This is a genomic window from Dietzia sp. PP-33 (genome assembly GCF_033790845.1).
In the GTDB taxonomy this organism is placed as follows: Bacteria; Actinomycetota; Actinomycetes; order Mycobacteriales; family Mycobacteriaceae; genus Dietzia.
In genome coordinates, this window is record NZ_JAMYEI010000001.1 from 105012 (window position 1) to 125980 (window position 20969).

At 71.5% G+C, this 20969-nt stretch carries 19 protein-coding genes; 5 read left to right on the forward strand and 14 right to left on the reverse strand.

Annotated elements, in window-relative coordinates; genetic code table 11:
* Positions 1 to 14: 14 nt before the first annotated feature.
* Positions 15 to 944, reverse strand: a complete 930-nt coding sequence (locus NJE57_RS00560) for an amidohydrolase (RefSeq protein ID WP_319026431.1) — start codon at positions 942 to 944, stop codon at positions 15 to 17.
* Between the two features lie 72 nt (positions 945 to 1016).
* Here NJE57_RS00560 and NJE57_RS00565 point away from each other — a divergent pair, with 72 nt between their 5' ends.
* The gene (locus NJE57_RS00565; RefSeq protein ID WP_319026432.1) at positions 1017 to 1934 is read left to right on the forward strand and encodes a hypothetical protein; all 918 of its coding nucleotides are present in this window, start codon (positions 1017 to 1019) and stop codon (positions 1932 to 1934) included.
* Positions 1935 to 1939: 5 nt separating this feature from the next.
* On the opposite strand, the gene NJE57_RS00570 is transcribed toward NJE57_RS00565, so the two are convergent.
* The gene (locus NJE57_RS00570) at positions 1940 to 3556 is read right to left on the reverse strand and encodes a cobalt-precorrin-6A reductase (protein WP_319026433.1); all 1617 of its coding nucleotides are present in this window, start codon (positions 3554 to 3556) and stop codon (positions 1940 to 1942) included.
* Between the two features lie 28 nt (positions 3557 to 3584).
* On the reverse strand, positions 3585 to 4364 hold the full coding sequence (locus NJE57_RS00575; RefSeq protein ID WP_319026434.1) for an SDR family NAD(P)-dependent oxidoreductase: 780 nt from the start codon (positions 4362 to 4364) through the stop codon (positions 3585 to 3587).
* A gap of 63 nt (positions 4365 to 4427) precedes the next feature.
* Here NJE57_RS00575 and NJE57_RS00580 point away from each other — a divergent pair, with 63 nt between their 5' ends.
* A complete protein-coding gene (locus NJE57_RS00580) occupies positions 4428 to 4853 on the forward strand; it encodes a PPOX class F420-dependent oxidoreductase (RefSeq protein ID WP_319026435.1) in 426 nt (141 codons plus the stop codon).
* A gap of 11 nt (positions 4854 to 4864) precedes the next feature.
* On the opposite strand, the gene NJE57_RS00585 is transcribed toward NJE57_RS00580, so the two are convergent.
* Positions 4865 to 5971 (reverse strand): Xaa-Pro peptidase family protein, encoded by a 1107-nt coding sequence (locus NJE57_RS00585; RefSeq protein ID WP_319026436.1) that lies wholly within the window; start codon positions 5969 to 5971, stop codon positions 4865 to 4867.
* Between the two features lie 154 nt (positions 5972 to 6125).
* Here NJE57_RS00585 and NJE57_RS00590 point away from each other — a divergent pair, with 154 nt between their 5' ends.
* A complete protein-coding gene (locus NJE57_RS00590; protein WP_319026437.1) occupies positions 6126 to 7055 on the forward strand; it encodes a 5'-3' exonuclease in 930 nt (309 codons plus the stop codon).
* Between the two features lie 133 nt (positions 7056 to 7188).
* On the opposite strand, the gene NJE57_RS00595 is transcribed toward NJE57_RS00590, so the two are convergent.
* From NJE57_RS00595 to NJE57_RS00640, 10 genes are all read right to left on the reverse strand, one after another.
* Complete coding sequence (locus NJE57_RS00595; RefSeq protein WP_319026438.1) at positions 7189 to 9849, reverse strand: DEAD/DEAH box helicase; 2661 nt, start codon at positions 9847 to 9849, stop codon at positions 7189 to 7191.
* On the reverse strand, positions 9833 to 10768 hold the full coding sequence (tatC, locus tag NJE57_RS00600) for a twin-arginine translocase subunit TatC (protein WP_319027031.1): 936 nt from the start codon (positions 10766 to 10768) through the stop codon (positions 9833 to 9835). The genes NJE57_RS00595 and tatC overlap by 17 nt, the downstream gene beginning before the upstream one ends.
* Before the next feature lie 114 nt (positions 10769 to 10882).
* The gene (gene tatA, locus NJE57_RS00605; RefSeq protein WP_319026439.1) at positions 10883 to 11323 is read right to left on the reverse strand and encodes a Sec-independent protein translocase subunit TatA; all 441 of its coding nucleotides are present in this window, start codon (positions 11321 to 11323) and stop codon (positions 10883 to 10885) included.
* 108 nt (positions 11324 to 11431) lie between these two features.
* Positions 11432 to 12403 carry a WYL domain-containing protein gene (locus NJE57_RS00610; protein WP_319026440.1) on the reverse strand — a complete coding sequence of 324 codons (972 nt, stop codon included), beginning with the start codon at positions 12401 to 12403 and terminating at the stop codon, positions 11432 to 11434.
* Positions 12400 to 13368, reverse strand: coding sequence for a helix-turn-helix transcriptional regulator (locus NJE57_RS00615; RefSeq protein WP_319026441.1), 969 nt, complete (start codon positions 13366 to 13368; stop codon positions 12400 to 12402). The genes NJE57_RS00610 and NJE57_RS00615 overlap by 4 nt, the downstream gene beginning before the upstream one ends.
* Positions 13369 to 13379: 11 nt before the next feature.
* Positions 13380 to 14786 carry a Pup--protein ligase gene (gene pafA / locus NJE57_RS00620; protein WP_319026442.1) on the reverse strand — a complete coding sequence of 469 codons (1407 nt, stop codon included), beginning with the start codon at positions 14784 to 14786 and terminating at the stop codon, positions 13380 to 13382.
* A 6-nt stretch (positions 14787 to 14792) separates the two neighbouring features.
* The gene (locus NJE57_RS00625) at positions 14793 to 14969 is read right to left on the reverse strand and encodes a ubiquitin-like protein Pup (protein ID WP_319026443.1); all 177 of its coding nucleotides are present in this window, start codon (positions 14967 to 14969) and stop codon (positions 14793 to 14795) included.
* Positions 14970 to 15024: 55 nt separating this feature from the next.
* Entirely contained in the window at positions 15025 to 16512 is a 1488-nt protein-coding gene (dop, locus tag NJE57_RS00630) for a depupylase/deamidase Dop (protein WP_319026444.1), read from the reverse strand.
* The gene (arc, locus tag NJE57_RS00635; protein ID WP_319026445.1) at positions 16509 to 18209 is read right to left on the reverse strand and encodes a proteasome ATPase; all 1701 of its coding nucleotides are present in this window, start codon (positions 18207 to 18209) and stop codon (positions 16509 to 16511) included. Before arc ends, dop begins: the two co-directional genes overlap by 4 nt.
* 117 nt (positions 18210 to 18326) lie before the next feature.
* A complete protein-coding gene (locus tag NJE57_RS00640; RefSeq protein WP_319026446.1) occupies positions 18327 to 19166 on the reverse strand; it encodes a tRNA (adenine-N1)-methyltransferase in 840 nt (279 codons plus the stop codon).
* Positions 19167 to 19223: 57 nt separating this feature from the next.
* Here NJE57_RS00640 and NJE57_RS00645 point away from each other — a divergent pair, with 57 nt between their 5' ends.
* Positions 19224 to 20180 carry a RecB family exonuclease gene (locus tag NJE57_RS00645; RefSeq protein WP_319026447.1) on the forward strand — a complete coding sequence of 319 codons (957 nt, stop codon included), beginning with the start codon at positions 19224 to 19226 and terminating at the stop codon, positions 20178 to 20180.
* On the forward strand, positions 20180 to 20947 hold the full coding sequence (locus NJE57_RS00650) for a thioesterase family protein (RefSeq protein WP_319027032.1): 768 nt from the start codon (positions 20180 to 20182) through the stop codon (positions 20945 to 20947). The genes NJE57_RS00645 and NJE57_RS00650 overlap by 1 nt, the downstream gene beginning before the upstream one ends.
* The last annotated feature ends 22 nt before the right edge of the window (positions 20948 to 20969 follow it).

Genomic DNA, 20969 nt, shown 5'->3' on the forward strand with positions numbered 1-20969 from the left:
GGCCAGGAGGGCGATCACTGCGGGGGCACCGCGGCCCGGCCGTCCACGACCAGTCCACGCAGCACGGGGTCCGGACCCGACAGGTCGGGCATCGGAGGGACACCGGACCTCGGATCGGTGGACCACCGCTGGACCGCGTCGTCGGCCGCGACCACGACGAGTTCACCCGTCCGCCACCGCGCGTAGGTCGCCGCCGCACCGGGGGCGAGCGTCCCGGCCGCACCGTCGCGAGCCCCGGCGGCGCGCCGGGCTCCACGGGTGAGCGCGGTGAACGCCGCCCGAGGGGACAGGCCCCGACCGCCGGGCACGGAGGTGAGGGCCCGCAGGGTGTCCCACGGCCGCACCGTGTCCCCCGTCGGGGAGGATTCCGTGTGGGCGGAACCCGCTCGGGTCGACGCGGCCAGGGTGACCCCGGAGGCGGCGATCCGGACCAGGTCGACCCCCGCGAGGTCGTCCACGAGGGGCCGCACGAGCAGGACGGCCCCGACCGCCGCGAGCGCGGCGAGCGAACCGTCGTCGACCGGAGTGGTCAGCCCGATCAACACGGGGGTGCAGCGGGCCACCGCGGGGCCGCCGAGTTCGTCAGCGAGGCGGGTGAGTTCGTCGGCGACCCGAGCGGGGTCGGTACCGGCGCCCAGCACCACCCGCTCTCCCGCCCGGACGAGTTCGCCCACCGTGTCGAGTCCGTGTGTCCCGGGCAACGGGGCGGTGACAACGCCCCGGCTGCTCCACACTTCGAGGCCCGGGTCGTCGGAGAGGCATTCGACGAACGCCGGCGCCACCCAGTCGCCCTCGAGATCGACGCGCTCGGCGTCCGGGAACAGGGCCGGTCCGGGCGCATCGGAGCCCGCCCACACGAGGAGACCGTTCTCGTGGGCCAGCGCGGTGGCATCACGTGAGGCGGGGGTGAGGACGCGGCCTCCGGTGGCCAGCAGTGCGGTCATGACCCCGAGTATCCCTGACAGGCCCGACCGCCGTTCGGCCCCCCACCTGCCCCGCGCCTAGGCTGGTAGCCCATGACCGATCCATCGTCCGACGCCGTCGTCCGCTTCCCGGGAGGCCGGGTGACACCTGATCACTGGACCACCCTGGCGGGCGTGGCCGCCGAGCACGGCGGCGACGTCGTGCTCGCGCCCAGAGGAGGTGTCCTGGTTCGGCGCGCGGACGGCGGGGCGGTGAGTCGGTCCGAGCTCGTGGCGGCGGGACTGCCCCGGCGCGTCGGGGACGAGCGCCTCCCCCATGTCATCGCCTCGCCCATGGCCGGCCGCCTCGACGGGCACCACGATCTCGCTGACCTGCCCGAGCGCCTCTGTTCCGAGCTGCTCCGTTCCGGGAACCTCGGGCCAGACGGGATCCCGGCGCTGCTCGGCCCCCTGGTGGTGGGCCTCGATGACGGATCCGGGGACGTCCTGGCGCACTCCCCGGATCTGGCGCTGGTCGCCGGGGGTGTCGACGGAGCCGTCCGGTTCCACGTCCGTGGCCTCGACACCTCGCTCGAGGTGGCGATCGCCGATGCCCCCTCGGTTCTGTCGGACCTGACTGCGCAGGTACTCCGCAGTCCGGACGCGGTGCGGGGCACGACCGACCCGGACGTGCTGTTCGACCTCGTCGTCGTCGCCCTCGGTACACACCCGCGCACCGCCCCCCGTGACCGTTCCGCAACCGCCACTACCGCCGTAGAGGTGCCGCGGGTCGGGTGGGTGGACACCGCCGACGGTCTGGTGAGCCTGCTCGCGGTGGTCCCCCACGCGGTAGTCCCCGCTCGACTCGCGGAGTTCCTGGGCGCGGTGGAACGCCCCGGCACCGTCTCGGCGGATCGGGTGATCGGTCTGCACGGGCTCACGGAATCGATGGCGGAGCAGGTGGTCCGGGTGCTCGCGCCGATGGGCATGGTCTTCGACGACGCGTCGCCCTGGGTAACCGGCTCAGCGTGACCGGCTCAGCGTGAGCCGAAGCGCCGCACCAGCCACCGGGCCGCGTCGTCGACGGAATCCACGGTCTCGGCGAGCTCCATCCCGCCCGTTCCCGAGACGATCGGACGGTCCACCATCACCACGGGGATCCGTAGATCGCGAGCAGCGCGGAGTTTGGCGACGGAGTTCGGACCGCCGCTGTTGCGGGTGACCAGGACGTCGATCCGGTGCCGGGACATGATGGCCCGCTCGGATTCGACGTCGAACGGGCCGCGGTCCAGCACCAGCAGGTACCGGTGCGGGAGCGGACCGGGTGGCGGTTCGGCGCACCGGATCAGATAGGAGCCACGGGTGTCGCCCGCGAACGCGGTCGGGCCCTGCCGGCCCACCGTGAGCATCGGTCGACGGAAACGCTCCCGCACCAACCGGGCCGCGGCCTCGGTGTCGGGAACCCGGATCCAGGACTCCCCGTCCTCCGGCGTCCACGGCGGGCGGTGCACCCGCAACAGGGGGACCCCGGTCTGCTGGGCGGCGCGCAGCGCGGAGGACGAGATGGCGGTGGCGTACGGATCGGTGGCATCGATGACGGCGCTCACCTCGTTCTCGCGGAGCCAGTGGGCCAGGCCCTCGGAACCGCCGAATCCGCCGATCCGCACCTCGCCCCGGGGCAACCGCGGTCGGGACACACTCCCGGCGAGCGAGGTCACCACATCGAGTCCGGCCGTGACCATGAGGTCGGCGAGCCGGCGGGCCTCGCCGGTCCCGCCCAGCACGAGAATCCGGCCCGGGGCCACGGCGGGGACCCGAGTGGAGGACGGCGCGGGGACGGGCACCAACGGTCGGCTGGTCGCCGCGCTGGTTGGTGTACTGAGTGGTGCAGTGGTCGGCGCGGGGGCGGGGGCCGGCGCCGGCGCTGCGTCGCGGGTGCTCGCGGTGCCGCAGTCCATTCGCTGCTCGAGGGCCCGTCCGACGACCATCACCACGTCCCGCGAGGGATCGGCCGCCGGTGTGCGTCCTGCGATGTCGCGGAGGGTCCCGGCCACCGTGGCCTGGTCTTCCCGACCCGCGGAGACCACGACCCCGGCCGGGCGGTCCGGACCGAAGGTCGGGAGGAGCCCCCGGACCACGTGCGCCAGTTCGGAGGCCCTCACGTGGAAGACGGCGGTGCCGTCCGTGAGGGCGGTCGAGGCCGGACCGCCACCCGTCGGGAGCGGGTCCGAGGGGTCGTCCACCTGGGTGATGAACACCGACCCCGCGCCGGACGCAGCCGTCAGGTCTATCCCCAGGGCAGCGCCCGCCGCGGCGAACACGGGTAGCCCGGGGATGATCTGCCATCCGATCCCCTCCGCGTCGAGGGCACGGAGCTGCTCGGCCATCGCCGGTTCAGCCGCCGGATCGCCGGAGTGCAGGTAGACGACCCGGTCCCCCCGCTCGTACGCCGACCGCATCTCCGCGACGACATCCCTGGGCGACATCCCGGTCGTGTCGACGGTCCGGGCCTCCGGGGGGCAGAGGGCGAGCACCTCGCGGGAGATTGAGTCACCCGCGAACAGGCAGGTCCCGCAGTGGGATATCACCCTCGAGGCGCGCACGGTGAGCAGATCCGCGGCGCCGGGGCCGACGCCGATGAGGTGGGCGCTCACCGGGCCCGGTCCCGCGTGGCAGGGGCGGTCACCGCGGCATCCGTCGCCAGACCGGCTGTGGCACGACCCGGGCGACGGCGAACATCACCCGCAGCTGCCACGGGATCCACACCACCCCGGCCCTGCGGGCCCGCACACGGTCGACCACCGCGTCGGCCACCTGCTCGGGCGTCGAGGAGAACGGGGCGGGGTCCATGCCCTCGGTCATCCGGCCGATCACGAATCCCGGCCGGGGGATCACCAGAGTGACGCCCGTGCCGTGCAGGGCGTCGGCCATCCCGGAGGCGAAGCCGTCGAGACCGGCCTTGGCGGAGCCGTACACGTAGTTCGCCCGCCTGACCCGCTGACCGGCGACGGAGGAGAACGCCACCAGTACCCCGCTCCGGCGGGGCTTCATCCGCTCCGCCAGGACCGTGAGCAGGGCGGCCTGCGCAACGAAGTCGGTGTGGAGGATCCGAGCGGCGACCGTCGCGTCGCGCTCGGCGACCTCCTGGTCCCCGAGGATCCCGAACGCGAGCACGGCGATCGCGATCTCGCCGATCCGGGATTCGACCTCGTCCACGAACCGGGCGTGGGAGTCGAGATCGTCGGCGTCGAAGTCCAGGATCTCTACGGCCGCGGCCCCGGCCGCCACGAGAGGGGCCGCCAGGGCGGAGGTGTCACGCCCGGGCCGGGTGGCCAGAACCACCGTGCGTCCGTCGGCGAGGCGCTGTGCGACGGCCAGCCCGATCTCGCTCCGACCACCGAAGATCACGACGACCTCGCCACCGGACGCGGGCCGGGATGAGGGGGTTACGGGGGTGGACATGAGGGCATTGTCCCACGTACTCCCCTGTGGGCCGCGTCGGCTCGCTGTGGCAGGCTCGGCACCATGTCCCGCACCCTGGCAGACCTCTCCCCCGAGGCGCACGACTTCCTCGCGGAATACCACCTCGGCTCCCTCACGACCCTCCGCCGTGACGGCTCGCCCCACGTCGTCGCCGTGGGCTTCACCGTCGACACCGGGTCAGGTCTGGCCCGCGTGATCACCCGTCACGGTTCCCAGAAGGCGCGCAACGCCCGGCGCGGTGGCCGGGCGGCGGTGTCCCATGTGGACCGGGGCCGGTGGCTGACATTCGAGGGTCCGGTGCGGTTGTTGACCGATGAGGACTCGGTCCGCGAGGCGGAACGCCGGTACGGGCTCCGCTACCGGGTGCCGCGGCCGAATCCCGAGCGGGTCGTCGTGGCGATCGAGGTGGACCGCGTGCTCGGCTCCGCCCAGATGTTCACCGGATCCGGCGCCGCCACTCCCCACTGAGCCGGGCCGGATCAGAGGACCCGCAGTCCCCTCTCCCCGGTGTTCAGGTCGCGACGGCCGTCCGCTGCCACCACGACGATGTCCTCCAGGCGGGCGCCCCACCGGCCCGCCCGGTAGATGCCGGGTTCCACGGAGAACGTCATGCCCTCCTCGAGCACGGTGTCGGCGCCGGGGGCGACGAACGGCGGCTCGTGCAACCCCAGCCCGATCCCGTGTCCGGTGCGGTGGATGAACAACTCCCCCAGTCCTGCGGCCGCGAGGTGGTCGCGGGCGGCGGCGTCGACCTCACCGATCGCCACTCCCGGACGCACGGCCTCGCGGGCCAGCCGCTGCGCCTCCTCCAGCACCGCGTAGGCCTCGGCGACCTCGGTGCGGGGCTCGCCCATCGAGTAGGTCCGGGTGCAGTCCGAGTGGTACCCGCTGGCGAGCGGGCCCCCGATGTCCACCACCACGATGTCGCCCTCCAGGACCACACGGTCGGAGACCCCGTGGTGCGGGTCGGCACCGTTGGGTCCGGAGCCGACGATCACGAACTCGGCGTGGGACAGTCCCTCCTGCTCGATCGCGGCGGTGATCAGCTCGCCCACCCGCGCCTCGGAGTGACCGACGCACAAGAACTCACCCATCCGCGCGTGGACCGAGTCGATGCGACGCGCGGCCTCGGCGAGCTCCTCGACCTCCGGCGGAGTCTTGACGGCCCGGACGTGGTCGATCACCTCCGAGGCGAGCACCACCCCACCGTCGACCCCGTCCTGCAGGGGGACCAGGTGCAGCGCGGGCAGCGCCGTCGAGACGGCGATCCGGCCCGACACCGTGCCCGCCACCAGCGCTACCGCATCGGTGCCGTCGGCCCACGGGTGGATGGTGGCACCCACCCGCTCGGCGGCACGGCGGGTGGCGGCGGTGAGCTCGAGCGCAGGGAGCACGAGGAGAGGCTCTCCGTCGGCGACCGGCACGACCAGCGCCGTCAGTCGCTCGTGGGAGTCCATGCGCTCACCGGTCAGGTAGGACATGTCCTCGCCCGAGTACACCACCACGTGGTCGACACCGAGGTCATGCGCGCGAGCCCGCACGGCCATCAGTCGTCGGGCGTGGATGTCCGAGGTGTCGGTGCTCATGTCCCCACACTAGGTCTCCACACACTGCGTCGCCCCACACCGGGTCGCCCCACACCGGGTCTCGCCACGCCCGCCTCCACCTCGCGCGCCCGCGGGTACGACTAATCTGACGGGCAGGTCGATCCCCGGCCCACTCCCGACCCGAGGAGGCACGGTGTCCCAGGGCCCGCTCATGGTTCTCGACAGCGCGGGCCTGTGGTTCCGCGCGTTCCACTCGGTGCCGGAGAAGATCACCGGGCCGGACGGTGCCCCGGCCAACGCCGTGCGCGGCTTCTGCGACATGGTCGCGGTACTGACCGAGGAGTACTCCCCCACCGGTCTGGTGGCCGCCCTGGACCGCGAGTGGCGGCCCGGGTGGCGGGTGGAGTTGGTGCCGTCGTACAAGGCGCACCGTGTCGGCGACGACGACGAGGAGGACGCGCCCGCCTCCCTCGGCCCGCAGGTCGGGTCGATCCGGGAGGTCCTCTCCGCGGCGGGCATCACCCAGGCGTGGGCGGAGGACGCGGAGGCCGATGACGTGCTGGCCGCGCTCGCCGCCCGGGATCGCGAGGTGCTGGTGGTGACTGGCGATCGCGACCTGTTCCAGCTGGCCTCGGCGAGTACGACCGTGGTGTATGTGGGAGCGGGGATGAAGAAGCGACTCGCCTACACCCCGGAGGTCGTGGCCGAGCGTTTCGAATTGCCCGCGGGTGACGACGCGCGCGTGTACGCGGACTACGCGGTGCTCGTGGGCGACGCCTCCGACGGGTTGCCGGGTGTGGCGGGGATCGGCGCCAAGACCGCCGCGGCCCTGCTCCGCGAGTACGGCGACCTCGACGGGATCGTCGCCGCTGCGGGCGATCCGGGCTCGGCGCTGACCGCCCGGCAGCGCAAGGCGCTCACCGAGGGGGCGGACTATCTGGCCGCCGCGCGCGGGGTCGTGCGACTGGGCGGCCGGGCGTTCGAGGTGCAGTTCGACGGCGACGTCGACGGCCGCCGCGGGGTCGTGGACTCCGACCGGCTCGAGGCGCTGGGTCAGTCGACGGGGCAGGCCCGCGCGATCGGCAGGCTCGTCGAGGCGACGGCGGGGTTGGACGCGGTCTGACCTGTTCCCGACCGGCCCGACGCGCTACTGGTCGTCACCGACGTGCCACACGCTGCTCCTGCCCATGGTGAGCGCGACCACGGTGAGCGCGACCACGGACACGGTGGATGCGACCACCAGTGGGGTGCCGGGGTCAGGCCATGTGGTCGAGCACGACCCCGCGGCGCAGGGATCCCACGGCCGATCGTGCGGCGCGCGCGAGTTCGGGTTCGGCGACCTGCCCGACCTGGGCCAGGACGTCCACCACGAGCCGAGCCGACCGGACGAAGTCCCCGGCGGTGAGCTCGACACCCTCCTGCCAGGAGGCGGAGAGGATCGATGAGAGCGCACCACCGGACACCCAGTGGTGCATAACCGGCGCCAGCCCGGCGTCCAGGTCAGGAGTCGACGGGAGCTGATGGGCCTTCTCCACCTCGGACACCTCGGCTGCGACCCGCTCGGTCTCGACGAGCGCGGCACGCAGGATCTCGTCGGCGGGTTCACGGACCGACGAGTCGCCACGGGGGTGGGCCACGACGGTCGCGATCACCGCGGCCAGTCCGGCGGGATCGAGTCCACGCCACACCCCGCGCCGCAGGCACTCGGCCACGAACAGGTCCTGTTCGGTGTGCACTCCCGCGAGAAGGCGACCGGCGTCGGTGGCGCGGAGACCACCTTCCCTGTTCTCCAGGTAACCCAGCTCCCGGAGCAGGTCGACGATTCTGCGGAAACGGCGGGCCAGGGAGTCGGAGTCGGAGTCCACCTCGGCGGTGAGAGACCCCACGTCCGCCGCCGCGCGGGCCCACCGCTCGTGGAGACGGGCCAGAGTGTCGATCCGCGGGTCCTCGTGGAGCGGGTGCTGTCTCACCGCCCGCCGGGCCGAGGCGATCCGGGGGTCCTTCCGGACGGGTCTGCCGCCCGCGTTCTTCATCCGGCCCTTCGCCTTGCCCCGGAGCCCCTCCATGCGCTGGACCAGGGCTCTCTTGGCGCGGCCGTCGAGCTTGCGCCGACCCCTGGGCAGCTCGACCCTCCCGACCGGAACGGGGGGCGCCGCGAAGTCCTGTTGCCGCAGCCAGCCGGTCCATCCGGTGTCGGTCAGGCACAACAGTGCCGGGTCGGCGGGGATGTCGGTGCGCACCTGCAGGACGGTGGCGACCATGCCGAAGCGCTTGCGGCCCACCGTGATCACCGAACCCGCGGTCTGCTTGAGCATCGCCGCCCGCACGGCCTCCAGCCGGTCGTCCCTCGACTCCTTCTCGGTGGACCGTTCCAGTCGGCTCAGGTCCGCGCGCAGCTTCATGTAGTCGTCGAGCTCCGAGTCACCGCCGGCCTCCTCCAGGGTCGTGCGCATCAGATCGCGCTCGTCCCTCCTGCGCTCCACGGCCCGGGAGCGGGATACCAGCGTGCGGTCGGTCTGGAACTGCGCGAACGATCGGCCGATCAGTGAGGTGGCCTCCGCCACGCCGAGTTGCTCCACGAGGTTGACGGCCATCGAGTAGTCGGGGGTGAACGCACTCCGCAAGGGGAAACGAGGGGTGTCCACGAGGGCCGACAGCGCGTCCAGGTCGAGGTCCTGCTGATCGAGCACGACCGCGGTGCCCTTGGTGTCGATCCCCCGGCGGCCGGCACGACCGGTGATCTGCGAGTACTCGGCGGAGGTGAGCATGGCATGGGTGTCGCCGTTGAACTTGGTCGTCTTCTCCAGCACGACCGCCCGGGCCGGCATGTGGATACCCAGAGCGAGGGTCTCGGTGGCGAACACCACCTTGATCAATCCGGCCGAGAACAACTCCTCCACGATGGTCCGGAACAGCGGCAACATCCCCGCGTGGTGGGCGGCCATGCCACTGACCAGACCCGCCCTGAAGGCGTTGAAGTCGAGGGCGTCCAGGTCGTGCCGGGGCACCTGCGCGCACGCGGCGTCGACGTGGGAGGCGATCCGCCGGGACTCCTCCCCCGTGGTGAGCCGGAGTCGGGCCCGCCGCATCTGCGACACCGCGCCGTCGCATCCGGCGCGGGAGAAGACGAAGTAGATCGCGGGGAGCAGGCGTTCGTCGTCGAGCTTCTCGATGACGTCCTGGCGCCGAGCCCACTGGGCCCTCGGGCGGGCCGCGACCCGCTCGTCGTGGTAGCCGCTGCGCCGGCGGCGCCGTTGATCGGCCGCCGCACGGACAGGGACCAGGTCGCCGTCCGTGTACAGCATGTGGGCGAGTGGAACGGGCCGGTGCTCGGAGAGCACCACCGCGGTGTCCCCCCGGATCTCGCTGATCCAATCCCCGAGCTCACCGGTGTTGCTGAGCGTCGCCGACAGTCCCACCAGCCGCACCGCCGGGTCGAGGGTGAGGATGATCTCCTCCCACACCACTCCCCGCGATCGGTCACCCAGGTAGTGGATCTCGTCCATCACCACGCAGTCGAGGTCGTGGAGAGCGGAGGAGCCGGAATAGATCATGTTCCGCAGGACCTCGGTGGTCATCACCACCACCGGGGCGTCCGCGTCGATCGAGTGGTCCCCGGTGAGCAGCCCCACGTTCTCGGGCCCGAACCGCTGGCGGAACTGACGGAACTTCTGGTTGCTCAGCGCCTTGACGGGCGTGGTGTAGAAGCAACGACCGCCCCCGGACAACGCCCGGTGGGCGGCGTACTCACCGACCAGGGTCTTGCCCGACCCGGTGGGGGCGGAGACGAGCAGGTTGCGCCCGGCGTCGAGAGCGGCGAACGACTCCAGTTGGAAGGGGTCCGGGTCGAATCCCTCCGCCGACAGGAAGGATTCCAGCACGACGCCCGGCTCGAGCGGCTCAGATCGTGTCGTCATACAACGCTCCGCCCGCCGGCGCCTGGAGGGGCCGGGAACCGAGCGGTTCGGATGTGGAGAGCGGGCCGGTTGACCGGACCGGTCCCGACCCGTCGACCCCCTCGGCGGGGTGGAGTGGCGAGGCGGACTCGTCGTCGACCTCCAACCAGTCGGCTTGCGCCTTCTTCCGGCGCCTGTCGTGGAGGCGGGCGAACTGGATGGACACCTCGACGAGTAGGCACACGGCGACAGCGAGGGCGAGCATCGAGAACGGGTCCTGCCCGGGCGAGGCCACGGCGGCAAAGACGAAGACGCCCATGATGATCCCGCGCCGCGACCGGGCAAGGACCTCGTAGCTGAGTACGCCGGCCACGTTGAGCATGGCGATGAGCAGCGGGATCTCGAAACTGACGCCGAAGATCAGGATGAGCTGGATGAGGAAGGTGAAGTACTGCGTGCCCGAGAGCGCGGTCGTCTGGACGTTGTCACCGATCGAGAGCAGGAACTCGAGGGCGTGGACGATCACGATGTAGGCCAGGACCGCGCCGCCGATGAACAGCATCGCCGCGAGGATGGTGAAGACGACCCCGTATCGCTTCTCGTTCTTGTGCAGGCCGGGGGTGATGAAAGCCCAGAGCTGGTAGAGCCAGACCGGGCTCGCCAGGACGATGCCGGCCGTCGCGGCCACCTTGAGGCGGAGCATGAACTGTTCGAAGGGGCCGGTGGCGAGCAGCCGGCACTCGTCACCCGAGTCCCCCAGCTGCAACCGCGCGCCCGGCGGGATGTCGCAATACGGACCCGTGAGGATTCCGCCCAGCGAGGGGACCCCTAGGAATCCGGTGCCGTACCACCAGAACCCGAAGCCCAACGTCACCACGATCGCCGCGACCGCGATGAGTAGCCGGGTGCGCAGCTCGTAGATGTGCTCGATGAGCGGCATCGTCCCGTCGGGGTTCCGGGGCCGGCGCTTGCGCTTGGACAGCAACCGACCGGCGCCACCCCGGGGGGTGGCGCCGGTCTTCTCGGTTCCGGTCTGCGTCATCGGTGAGGTGGCCTACTGCCCCGGGGAACCCGTGCCGCCGTTGTACGGAGCCGTGGGGTCGAAGTGCTGCTGGGGCGGGTTCGGCTGCTGGTTGGGCTGCTGTGGCTGCTGGGCCTGAGGCTGCTGAGGCGCCTGCTGGTAGGGCTGCTGGGGCGCCTGAGGGTAGCCCTGGGCCTGCTGCGGGTACGCCTGCGGCTGGGCCTGCTGCGGAGGCGACTGCGGCTGGGCGTACTGGGCGGCGGTGGGCTGGCCGGCCTGGGTGAGGGCCTGCGGCTCCTCCGGCCCGGCCGGGGCGCCCTGCTTGTCGTCGTTCTGCATCTCCTTGATCTCCGACTTGAAGATGCGCATCGACCGCCCCAGACCGCGGGCTGCCTCGGGGAGCTTCTTGGAACCGAAGAGAAGCAGCACCACCGCGAGGACGATGAGCCAGTGCCAGATGCTCAACGCACCCATGTCAACCTCCGTTTGTGTGACAACACGCCCATGCTAACCCACCCCGCCGAACCCGCGCCGGGGCGGTTCCGACCTGCGGATGCGGTGACCTGCGGGTTCATCGCCATTTCACGCCGTCGATATCGAGTCGTCGCCTGCTGAGTAGACCGCGAGACCCGCCGCGGCCCGGTCCGCGATCTCCGCGGTCAGCGCGGGATCGGCGGGCGTGACCACGTCTGCGTGCCCGAGCAGGAACCTGAGCAGCCACGCCCGGTCGTGATAGGCGATCGAGACGTCCAGATCGCCGTCCGGGCGCCGGACGACGTCGTGGAATCCGAACTCGTCGAGGAACCACGCCGCGGCCGCGGGGACGACGGCCCGCTCCAGGAGGACGCCGCCCTCGCCGTCGTCCTGGGGTTCCGGTCCGAGCTCGCGGCGTGGGCCGACCTCCTCGACCCCGCTCATCCGATCGGTGCGGAACGTCCGCCACTGGCCCGACTCGCGGTCGACGCCGTGGACGTAGGAGTGCCCGTCGGCCACGGAGAGCCGCGCGGGATCGATCACACGGGTGGTGGAGGTGTCCGAGCTCGCCGAGTGGTAGACGAACCGCAACGCGAGCCCGTCGTGGACGGCGGTCCGGACGACGCCGGCATCCGGTGCGGTGGTGTCAACACGGGGGTCCTCCTCCGCGCGTCCCCCGGCGCCCGACTCCACACCGGCCGCGGTCCGGAGGGTCTGCAGGAGATCGCGCAGGGCGGTCTGGTCCACCACCTCGGGATGGTCGAGGAAGATCGCGAGTCCGGTCTCGAGGGTGACGGCCTCGGCGGCGGTGAGCCGGACGGGTCTGTCGATCCCGGCGGTGAACGTGACCTCGACCAGTTCGGCGTCGTCCAGGTCCTCCGAGGAGAACGCGAGGTCGATGAGGTCACCCGGCCCGTAGCCGGGCAACCCGCAGGACCACAGCTGCCAGAGGGCGTCCCGCAACTGCTTCTCCGTCATGCCCAGGTCCCGGGCGGCTCCGGCCACCGGGACGGCGCCCCGGCTGTGGAAGTACGGGACCACGCTGAGCAGCGTCGCGAGGGGAACGGCCCGGGGGGTCATCGGACCGCCTCCTGCGCCGCGGTCAGGATCGTCACGACGCGCACGCGCAGTTCGGCGGGACGGAGCGCCACCGAGTCGGCGCCCTGGGAGGCCACCAACGAGGAGAGTTCTCCCAGGGGGGCGCTCACCTCGAGGTCGGCGCCGGAGCGCCCGAACCGGTCCGCCGGTTCGGCGGCGCGGGCCATCGCCCGGATCTCGGCGGCGTGACCGTCCGCGGCCCAGACGGTGGCCTCGACCACCGGGTTCAGGCGGGCGATGGCGTCGTCGAGCAGTTCCAACACCTCGGATGTCGGCGGGACCGGGGCCGTACGGCGTTCCTGGCCCACCCGGACGTCCGAGACGCGCACCAGGCGGAAGGTCCGGGGTTGACCCCGGTCCAGGTCGTGGCCGACGACGTACCAGTTGCCGTGACGGGACCCGGTCCACCACGGTTCGATCCGCCGGGGTGTGGCCTCGGTGGCTCCGGCCGGGGTGTGCGAGAACGACAGGAGTCGACTCCCCGCGATCGCCTCCGCGACGACCGCGGCGGCGGTGAGCTCGGCCGGGTCCACCACCGACACGGTCGTGCCGGCGTCGTGCACCGGGTCGATCCCCGCGGCGGTGAGCTTGGCCAACGCCCCGTCGGCGCGCGCGGCCCGCTCCCCCTCGCGCCAGACCTCGGAGGCCACGGCCAGTACGCCGGCCTGTTCGGGGGTGAGGGTGATCTCCGGGAGTTCGTACCCCCGGGCTGGGATCCGGTACCCGGCCGGGGACCCCGGGGCGAGCGAGGCGCCCTGCTCCAGAGGCACACCCACCTCGCGCAGTTCACGCTTGTCCCGCTCGAACATCCTCAGATAGGCCGCCTCGTTCTCGCAGTCGTCATACCCCTGCACCATCCTGCGGATCTCCCCCGCGGACAGGTAGGCACTGGTCGACCGCAGACAGATCACGAGGTTGACCAGTCGTTGCGACTTCGAGGTGGACACGGGCAGGAACGCTATCGTCCGAGCGCGGCGATCAGGTCGTCGACACGCGGGTCCTCGGCCGCGAACGGGTCCGTCAGTGCGACCGTGGGCAGCGAGCCGTCGGCGACCTTCAGGTGCACCCAGTCCACGGTGTAGTCGCGTTCGGCGTCGGTGGCCGCGGAGATGAAACGCCCCCGCAGTGCGGCACGCGTGGTCTCCGGAGCGGTGCGCCGGGCCCGCTCGATCTCGGTGTCGTCGACCACCCGGGAGACCAGGCCGCGCCGTTCGAGCACCGAGTGCAGACCCCGCCCGGGACGGATGTCGTGGTATGTCAGGTCGATCTGGGCGAGTCTGGGGTGATCCAGGTCGGCCCCGGTCCTGGCCTGGACCTGCCGGATCAGACGCAGCTTGGCCGCCCAGTCGATGTCACCGGCGATCGAGTCGTGGTCGCCCGACTCGATGGCGTCCAGGACCCGTTCCCACAGGGCCACGCTCTTCTCCACGTCGGGCCGGTCGTCGCGCTCCCAGCCGCCGCTCCCGAGGTGGCGGTGGACGGCGGCGAGGAACTCCCGCTGGATCTCCAGTGCCGTCATGGTGGTGCCGTCGGTCATCGCGACGGGCCGCGTGCCGGTGAGGTCGCGGCTGATCTCCCGGATGGCCCGCACCGGGTGCGCCACCGCCATCGGGCGCAGCTCGACGCCCGCCTCGAGCATCTCCAGCACGAGCCGGGTGCTGGCGATCTTGAGCAGCGTGGTGGTCTCGATCATGTTGGAGTCGCCCACGATCACGTGCATGCGCCGGAACCGGGTCGAGTCGGCGTGCGGCTCGTCGCGGGTGTTGATGAGCGGTCGGGAGCGTGTGGTCGCGGAGGAGACGCCGTCCCACATGTGCTCGGCACGCTGGGAGAAGCAGAAGGCCGGCTCCTCGTCGGGGCCGGGACCGACCCCCGCCGGGGCGCCGGGCAGGATCTTCCCCGCGCCGCAGATCAGCTGCCTGCTCACCAGGAACGGCAACAGTGTGGTCGCCACGCTCCGGACCTGGGTCGAGCGGTCCAGCAGATAGTTCTCGTGGGAGCCGTAGGAGTTGCCGACCGTGTCGGTGTTGTTCTTGAACAGATAGACCTTGGCGTCGATCCCCTCGGCCGCGAGCGACTGCTCGGCGTGGACGGCGAGATCGTCGATGATCCGCTCCCCGGCCCGGTCGTGGGCCACGATCTGCCGTAGGCCGTCGCACTCGGCTGTCGCGTGCTCGGGGTGGGAACCCACGTCCAGGTAGAGGCGGGACCCGTTCTCGAGGAACACGTTGGAACTGCGCCACCGTTCGACGACGGGCCGGAAGAAGTACCGGGCGATCTCGTCGGGACCGAGTGATCGCGATCCCTCGCCCCCGACGCTGGTGATCCCGAACTCGGTCTCGATCCCGACGATGCGGCGGAGCATGGCGGTCTACTGCCCGCCCTTCTGGACGTAGGACTTCACGAACTCCTCGGCGTTGGTCTCGAGGATGTCGTCGATCTCGTCGAGCAGGGAGTCGGCCGATGAGGTCTGCGCGGCCTTGGCGACCTGGCCGGCCTCGTCGCCCGACTCGCCGGCGCCGCCGGCGTTCTTGTGGATCTGGGACATGGTGTGGAACTCCTGTCGGTGAGGTGGGTGTCCGGGCGCAGGACCCGGCGTGGTGCTAGTGACCCGCGGGCCCGTCGGGGGTGAGGAAGGCCGGCTCGGCCTCGCAGTGGGCGCGGGTCCCCGTGTAGGGGTCGGCCAGGTCGACGTGGCGTCCGTGCCCGCGGGAATCGGTGACGACGACGTGATCCCACCCCGCGGCCCGGACACGGTCGCCGAGTTCCGCCAGGAAGCGCCCGCGAGCCCAGGCCCGCGTCGTCTCGGGTGGGGTCGTCACGGCGGCCTCGACCTGCTCGGCCGTCGTCATCCGGCGCATCGCTCCCCTGGACACCAGGCGGTTGTGGAGCCCGCGGTCCGGGTCGATGTCGTGGTACTGGAAATCGATCAGGGCGAGCCGGGCGTGATCCCACCCCAGGGAGTCCCGCGTGCGGAACCCCTCCAGCAGCCGGAGCTTGGCCGGCCAGTCGAGCCGGTCGGCGCACGACATGGGGTTCTCCTCGAGTGCGTCGAGGATCTCCCGCCACTCGGCGAGCACCTCGAGGGCCCACCCCGGACGACCCGCGCCGTCTCCGATCGACTGAGCGACGCGGTCGAGGATCTCGCGCTGCAGCGCGATGCCGGTGGGAGCGCGACCGTCGGAGAGGTCGACGGTGGCGGTGAGCGACGGGTCGTGACTGATCGTGTGCACGGCCTCGACGGGGTCGACGGGGAGCAGGTCGGCGAAGTCGACGCCCGCCTCGATCGCGTCCAGGACGAGGCAGGTGGTGCCGATCTTGAGGTACGTGGCCAGCTCCGACATGTTGGCGTCGCCGATGATCACGTGGAGGCGCCGCCAGGTCTCGTCCGGGGCGTGCGGTTCGTCCCGCGTGTTGATGATGCCGCGACGCAGGGTGGTCTCGAGGCCGGTGAGTACCTCGATGTAGTCCGCGCGCTGCGAGATCTGGAACCCGGCCGTCTCACCGGACTGCCCGATCCCCACCCGCCCGGCGCCGCAGTACACCTGGCGGGAGAGCAGATGCGGCGCCAGGCTCATGGTGAGGGCGTCGAAGTCGACGTCCCGGCGAACGAGGTAGTTCTCGTGCGCCCCGTAGGAGGCGCCCTTGCCGTCGACGTTGTTCTTGTAGAGCTTGAGCTCGGCGTTGCCCTCCACGGTGGACGAGGCGCGGCCGGCCCGGTGCATGACCACCTCCCCCGCCTTGTCCCAGATCACCGCGTCGAGCGGCGAGTCGACCTCGGGGGACGAGTACTCGGGATGGGCGTGGTCGACGTAGAAACGGGCCCCGTTGGTCAGTACCCGGTTGGTCACGCCGAACTCGCTGGGGTCGTACGCGCGGGCGGAGCCGAGGTCGAAGCCGCGCGCGTCACGGAGAGGCGACTCGGACCCGTAGTCCCACCGTGTCCCGTCGGTTGCGCCGGCGCCCTCGCCCGGGTCGGTGTACTCCTTGACCACCTGGGTCGAGGTGATCACCGAGCTGAGCAGCGGCTGGCCCACCGCCACTATCCCGAATTCGATCTCGGTCCCGATGACGCGACCGCGGGGGGTCATCGGTCGCCCTCGCGCTGCGGGACGGTGACCTCGACGACGCGTTCGCCGCGCACACCCGTCAGGCGCGCCCACTCCTGTGGGTTGGAGGTGTTGGGCAGGTCCGTGTTCTCCGCGAACTCGGCGTCCACGGCGTCGAGGAAGTCGTCGGTGGTCAACCCCTGCCCGCTGCCGTGGACGATCTCCTTGATCGCCAGCTTCTTCGCCCGGTCGACGATGTTGCGCAGCATCGCACCGGAGGTCAGGTCGGCCAGATACAGGGACGACCGGCGTCCCGACGCGTAGACCATGTGTACGTACGTCGTGGACTCGTCCCGGGTGTAGAGCCGGTCGACGATCCGGGAGATGAGTTGCCGGACGTGCTCCCCGCCCTCCGTCGAGCCGATCTCGGCGGGATCGAAACGCAGGTCGGGGGTGATGTACTTGGCGAGGATGTCGGCGGCCGCACCGGCGTCCGGACGGTCGATACGGATCTTCAGGTCGAGTCGGCCCGGGCGCAGGATCGCCGGGTCGATCATGTCCTCCCGGTTGGAGGCGCCGATCACCAGGACGTTGCGCAGGTCCTCGACCCCGTCGATCTCCGCGAGCAACTGCGGGACGATGGTCGTCTCCATATCGGAGGACACGCCCGACCCGCGGGTGCGGAAGATGGAATCCATCTCGTCGAAGAAGACGATGACCGGATTGCCCTCGGTCGCCTTCTCCCGCGCCCGCTCGAAGATCGACCGGATGTGCCGCTCGGTCTCACCGACGTACTTGTTGAGGAGTTCGGGGCCCTTGATCGACAGGAAGTACGAGTTGGGCAGCCGGCCGTCGGTGACGTCCTCGCCCCGGGACCGCGCGGCCGCACTGGCCAGGGAGTGCGCCACCGCTTTGGCGATCAGTGTCTTGCCACAGCCGGGCGGGCCGTAGAGCAGGACGCCCTTGGGCGGTGACAGGTGGAACTCCCGGTACAGGTCGTGATGGATGAAGGGCAGTTCGATGGCGTCGCGGATCTGCTCGATCTGCGGACCGAGACCGCCGATGTCGGAGTACTCGACAGTCGGGATCTCCTCGAGGAGGAGTTCGTCGACCTCGGCCTTGGGGACGACCTCGAACGCCACGGCGGCCTTGGGGTCCACGAGGACGGCGTCCCCCGGGCGCACCGGAGCCGGGCGGTCCGTGGTCCGCCCGCCGCGCAGGGCGGCGGCCAGATGCACCACGTGCTCCTCGTCGTTGCCCATCACGACGCGGGCCCGCTCGCCGTCGGCCAGGGCGTCGCGGAAGACCGCGGTGACGCCGGTCACCGGCAGCCCGCCACACTCCTCGACCACCGTCATGGCCTCGTTGAGCCTGACCGTCGCCCCGGCGGACAGGACGGCGGTGTCGACCCCCGGGGCGAGGGTGAGCCGCATCCGGCGGCCGGCGGCCATGACCTCGGCGGTGTCGGGATCGGTGGGGTCCTGCAGCACGACGCCGTAGGTGCTGGGCGGGGTGCCGAGACGCTCGACCTCACCCTTGAGTGCCTCCAGCTGGTCGCGGGAGTCCCTGAGAAGCTCGGCGAGTCTGACGTTGCGGGCCCCGAGCGCGTCGATCTTGACCGACTTCTCGCGGTCCGAACGGGCGCCCTCGTCCACGGCCCGACGCAGCCGTGCGAGCTCGGCCCGGTCCAGTGACACGCTGTCGCCATCCCGCCCGTCCGGGGAACGTCCCTCGGTCACCGCGATCACCTGCCCTCCGACTCGCCGACGACACCCTCGTCGTCGTCGCCTCCACCCTATCGCCGGGGTGAGTGGCCGGGTGAGGGGCGGGTCGGCGCCCGTCCCCGACCCCCGGGGTCAGCCCTTGCCGCTCCGACGCTTGGGCTTGAGGGTGGTCACGCCCTCGGCCAGACGCCGCGCTGTCACCAGGAACGCCGTGTGCCCCTGGATGCGGTGCTCGGGTCGCACGGCCAGCCCCACGACGTGCCAGCCGCGGTTAATGGACTCCCAGGCGCGCGGTTCCGTCCAGCACTGCTGCTTGCGGAGGGCCTCCACCACGTCGGAGAGCTGCGTGGTGGTGGCCACGTACGCCACCAGCACCCCGCCGGGGACCAGGACCTCGCTGACCGTGGGCAGGCACTCCCACGGTGCGAGCATGTCCAACACCACGCGATCGACCTGACCTCCCAGCGCCTCCACCGAGGTCTCCGCCAGGTCGGCGATCCGCAGGTCCCAATTGGCCGGGTGCTCGCCGTGGAAGGTGCGGACGTTGCGCTCCGCGTGCTCGGCGTGGTCGGCGCGGATCTCGTAGGAGAACACCCGGCCCTCCGGGCCCACTGCGCGCAACAGAGAACAGGTCAGGGCACCGGATCCGGCGCCGGCCTCGAGCACGCGGGCGCCGGGGAATACGTCTCCCTCGTGGACGATCTGCGCGGCGTCCTTGGGGTAGATGACCTGGGCCCCGCGCGGCATGGACAGGACGTAGTCCGTGAGCAGCGGGCGGAGCGCGAGGTAGTGGGAGTCCTTGGTCGAGGTGACGATCGACCCCTCCGGCGCACCGATCAGGTCGTCGTGCCGGATGGCGCCGTGATGGGTGAAGAACTCGGCACCGGAGACCAGGACGACGGTGTACTTGCGCCCCTTGGTGTCGGTGAGCTGGACGCGGTCGCCGACGACGAACGGGCCGGATCGCTGCACTGTGGACCTCCAGGGGACTGCGGCCGGTTGTCCGACCGGTTGTCTACCCTGCCAGGTGTGAAGGATCCCCTGGAAATCGGCGGCACTGGCCCCACGGCCTCTCCGGCCTCCCCGGCCTCCCCCGCGTCCCCGGCCCCCACGGAGGACGTGACTCCGCCGGAGCGCAGGCCACTGGCGTTGTCGGCCTCGCGGGCGGCGGACTTCCGGCAGTGTCCCCTGCTCTACCGACTCAAGGCGATCGACAGGATTCCGGAACCGAAGACGCGTGCCCAGGTCCTCGGCACCGTCGTCCACTCGGTTCTCGAGGAGCTGTACACGCTGGAGCAGTCCGAGCGCGCACCGGGGCGGGCCGTGGAACTGGTCCCCGCGGCGGTCGGACACTTCTACGACGTCGACGGTGGCGCCGAGGTGGTGCCGCCCGCCGACCGCGGGCAGTTCGAGTCGGAGGTCGCCGCTCTCGTGTCCGCCCTCTACGGGGTCGAGGACCCCCGGCGCTTCTCCCCCGCCGCGTGCGAGCAGTACCTCGTGACCGCCACCTCGTCCGGGACCCCGCTCCACGGCTACCTGGACAGGGTGGACGTGGCGCCGACCGGCGAGGTCAGGGTTGTCGACTACAAGACCGGAAAGCCACCGCGTCCCCGCTACCGGGATCAGGCCATGTTCCAGATGCGGTTCTACGCCCTGATGTACCAGCAGGTGCACGGTGTCGTGCCGACGCAGCTCAAGCTGATCTACCTCAGGAACGGCAGCTGGCTCACCCTCTCCCCCGACCTCGGGTCCCTGGTCGAGACCGAGGCGCAGCTCGACTCGCTCTGGGCGGAGATAGAGCGGGCGGGACGCCTCGGGGACTTCCCTCCCCGTTCGTCCCGGCTCTGTGACTGGTGCAGTCACCAGGCGTTGTGCCCGGCATTCGGGGGTACCCCACCCGAGTACCCGGGATGGCCGGAGAGCCGCGTGATACCTCTCGATCCGACGACACCCGACGCGGGACCCGCCGGACCGAGGAGCACATGATGACGCAGGCCTACTTCGAGCCGCTGGGCACGGACGACGGCTGGGAGGAGTTCCGGGCGACCCCGCACACGGTCAGTGCCTGGGGGCCCGATCTGCAGCACGGGTCGCCGCCGTCGGCCATCCTCACCCGCGCGATGGATCGTCTCGAGCGGTCGGAGGCGACCCGTATCGCCCGCGTCACCGTGGACCTGCTCGGCCCGGTCCCGCTGGGCGAGGTGCGCACCCGGGCCCGCATCGTCCGCCCCGGACGCAGGATCCAGCTGCTGGAATCGGAACTCGAGGCGGGGGGTCGGATCGTCGCCCGGGCGAGCGCCTGGCGGATGGCCGTCGGCGACACCGCAGAGGTCGAACAGTCGGCCGATCGCCCGCGGGAGCTCCCCGAGGTCGACCGGAACAGCGACTTCTTCAACCGTTGGACCAGCGGGTACATCGACTCACTGGAGATCCGCGGTGCGGACGACGGGGTCGTGTGGGCGCGCGCCACCCTTCCCCTTGTCGCAGGGGAGGAGATGACGCCGGCAGAGCGGGTGATGTCGGTGGCCGACATCGCCAACGGTGTGGGAGCCGTGCTCGAACCCGACCAGTGGCGGTTCCTCAACACCGATCTGATCACCCACCTGCACCGGCGACCCGTCGGTGAGTGGATCGGGGTCGGCGCGAACGCCTCGATCGGGCCCGACGGCGTCGGGGCCACAGCAGGGACCCTGTACGACGAGGCGGGGGCCATCGGGCACACCCTGCAGGCACTGCTCGTCGAACGGGTCTGAGCCGGCCCGGGTCGTGCGATGT

What these genes read in the sequence shown, in the direction of transcription:
- NJE57_RS00560 (WP_319026431.1), bottom strand. Translation starts at nt 944, where the DNA reads ATGACCGCACTGCTGGCCACCGGAGGCCGCGTCCTCACCCCCGCCTCA.
- dop (WP_319026444.1), bottom strand. Translation starts at nt 16,512, where the DNA reads ATGACCCCCCGCGGTCGCGTCATCGGGACCGAGATCGAATTCGGGATA.
- tatC (WP_319027031.1), bottom strand. Translation starts at nt 10,768, where the DNA reads ATGCCGCTCATCGAGCACATCTACGAGCTGCGCACCCGGCTACTCATC.
- pafA (WP_319026442.1), bottom strand. Translation starts at nt 14,786, where the DNA reads ATGCTCCGCCGCATCGTCGGGATCGAGACCGAGTTCGGGATCACCAGC.
- NJE57_RS00565 (WP_319026432.1), top strand. Translation starts at nt 1,017, where the DNA reads ATGACCGATCCATCGTCCGACGCCGTCGTCCGCTTCCCGGGAGGCCGG.
- NJE57_RS00595 (WP_319026438.1), bottom strand. Translation starts at nt 9,849, where the DNA reads ATGACGACACGATCTGAGCCGCTCGAGCCGGGCGTCGTGCTGGAATCC.
- NJE57_RS00625 (WP_319026443.1), bottom strand. Translation starts at nt 14,969, where the DNA reads ATGTCCCAGATCCACAAGAACGCCGGCGGCGCCGGCGAGTCGGGCGAC.
- NJE57_RS00585 (WP_319026436.1), bottom strand. Translation starts at nt 5,971, where the DNA reads ATGAGCACCGACACCTCGGACATCCACGCCCGACGACTGATGGCCGTG.
- NJE57_RS00575 (WP_319026434.1), bottom strand. Translation starts at nt 4,364, where the DNA reads ATGTCCACCCCCGTAACCCCCTCATCCCGGCCCGCGTCCGGTGGCGAG.
- NJE57_RS00580 (WP_319026435.1), top strand. Translation starts at nt 4,428, where the DNA reads ATGTCCCGCACCCTGGCAGACCTCTCCCCCGAGGCGCACGACTTCCTC.
- tatA (WP_319026439.1), bottom strand. Translation starts at nt 11,323, where the DNA reads ATGGGTGCGTTGAGCATCTGGCACTGGCTCATCGTCCTCGCGGTGGTG.
- NJE57_RS00610 (WP_319026440.1), bottom strand. Translation starts at nt 12,403, where the DNA reads ATGACCCCCCGGGCCGTTCCCCTCGCGACGCTGCTCAGCGTGGTCCCG.
- NJE57_RS00650 (WP_319027032.1), top strand. Translation starts at nt 20,180, where the DNA reads ATGACGCAGGCCTACTTCGAGCCGCTGGGCACGGACGACGGCTGGGAG.